3 protein-coding genes are annotated in these 1,965 nt (G+C 48.4%); 2 read left to right on the top strand and 1 reads right to left on the bottom strand.

Annotated elements, in window-relative coordinates:
- Nucleotides 1–492: IS6-like element IS26 family transposase (locus tag OGY19_RS04070; RefSeq protein ID WP_054623806.1), on the top strand; the 492-nt coding region annotated here is incomplete at its 5' end.
- Between the two features lie 326 nt (nucleotides 493–818).
- Entirely contained in the window at nucleotides 819–1,319 is a 501-nt protein-coding gene (locus OGY19_RS04065; RefSeq protein ID WP_286596235.1) for a non-heme ferritin-like protein, read from the top strand.
- A 316-nt stretch (nucleotides 1,320–1,635) separates the two neighbouring features.
- On the opposite strand, the gene OGY19_RS04060 is transcribed toward OGY19_RS04065, so the two are convergent.
- On the bottom strand, nucleotides 1,636–1,965 hold a 330-nt coding region (locus tag OGY19_RS04060), incomplete at its 5' end, for a transposase (protein ID WP_202096121.1).

Raw genomic sequence — 1,965 nt, 5'->3', positions numbered from 1 at the left:
CTTTGCCCGTGGCACATGGATGAAACCTACGTGAAGGTCAATGGCCGCTGGGCGTATCTGTACCGGGCCGTCGACAGCCGGGGCCGCACTGTCGATTTTTATCTCTCCTCCCGTCGTAACAGCAAAGCTGCATACCGGTTTCTGGGTAAAATCCTCAACAACGTGAAGAAGTGGCAGATCCCGCGATTCATCAACACGGATAAAGCGCCCGCCTATGGTCGCGCGCTTGCTCTGCTCAAACGCGAAGGCCGGTGCCCGTCTGACGTTGAACACCGACAGATTAAGTACCGGAACAACGTGATTGAATGCGATCATGGCAAACTGAAACGGATAATCGGCGCCACGCTGGGATTTAAATCCATGAAGACGGCTTACGCCACCATCAAAGGTATTGAGGTGATGCGTGCACTACGCAAAGGCCAGGCCTCAGCATTTTATTATGGTGATCCCCTGGGCGAAATGCGCCTGGTAAGCAGAGTTTTTGAAATGTAAGGCCTTTGAATAAGACAAAACGCTGCCTCATCGCTAACTTTGCAACAGTGCCCCTAATCGTGTTCAGCAGAATAGCCGGAGGAAGTTTCCTACTGTCGATAAGAAAGGATTGGCACAGGGAGTGTGAATATCGAAACACCATCACAGAATAATGCCAGATAGAAATGCGATAGTAGGGGTGGATATTTAAATAAGGAGCATCCCGACTTAAAATGAATATGACTGCGTAACCAGGCGCAATAAAAAAAGCGAAAGAATCGCTTTTATTCTGGTTGTTTTTTCGAAGAGTGACCGTTTTCTGAGATGACAAGAAATAAGGAAGTCCTATGATCGCTAGCGGAATAATTCAAAAACTGAATGCGCAAATGAATCAGGAGTTTTATACCTCAAATTTGTATCTTCAGCTCAGCCAGAGGTGCAGCGAGAATAGCCTTAATGGCACCGCACTATTTTTGCGTCATCAGGCGCAAAATACGGTGACGCAAATGATGCGCATGTACGAATACATCAAACAGAGCGGCGCCACGCCGGTGTTACAGGAGCAACACGCCCGGTGCGGTGAATTTTCCACGCTGGAAGATCTGTTTGAGCAGACGGTAAGCGATTACCAGAAGCGCATTAATGCGCTGACCTCTTTGACGGAAGACGCCCAGGCAGCAAACGATAAGTCAGCGATTAACTTCCTGAAGCGATACAGAAAAGAGGAAATCGTGGACGGGACGCTGTTGCAAATCATTCTGGATGAAGTCCGCAGCGCTAAAAAAGCGGGCATCAACATGCAGCAAACCGACCACTATCTGGTTGGCGTGATCGATCGCTATCACTAAATCAATTTCGCAGTACGAGGAGGTTTTACGCCTCCTCAGAAAATCTGTTTTACATCAGAAACAGAGGTTTATGCCAGTGAACATTTGATACCCAACACGTCATAGTGATTTTTTAACTTAGCGTTTTTATATCGTGCCAAAAATGTCTCTGCTTGTGTCTTTATATTAAGGAAGGTGCGAATAAGCAGGTCATTTCTTCCCAAGCTGACTCGCTGATTAAAATTTCGCGGATCTGGGCCGATTTTTTTCCCGCAAACACATCGAATCAGCCTATTTAGGCTATTTTTTCCACCATTTCTGGCGTTATTTCCGGTTTTTACTGAGATCTCTCCCACTGACGTATCATTTGGTCCACCCGAAACAGGTTGGCCAGGGTGAATAACATCGCCAGTTGGTTATCGTTTTTCAGCAGCCCCTTGTATCTGGCTTTCACGAAGCCGAACTGCCGCTTGATGATGCGAAACGGGTGCTCCACCCTGGCACGGATGCTGGCTTTCATGTATTCGATGTTGATGGCCGTTTTGTTCTTGCGCGGATGCTGCTTCAAGGTTTTTACCCTGCCGGGACGCTCGGCGATCAGCCAGTCCACATCCACCTCGGCCAGCTCCTCGCGCTGTGGCGCTCCTTGGTAGCCGGCATCGGCTGA

The organism is Citrobacter sp. Cy070 (assembly GCF_030332245.1).
Classification (GTDB): Bacteria; Pseudomonadota; Gammaproteobacteria; order Enterobacterales; family Enterobacteriaceae; genus Citrobacter; species Citrobacter youngae.
The sequence above is the reverse complement of the archived record's forward strand: the minus strand, read 5'-3'. Positions and strand labels throughout refer to the sequence as shown.

What these genes read in the sequence shown, in the direction of transcription:
- OGY19_RS04065 (WP_286596235.1), top strand. Translation starts at nt 819, where the DNA reads ATGATCGCTAGCGGAATAATTCAAAAACTGAATGCGCAAATGAATCAG.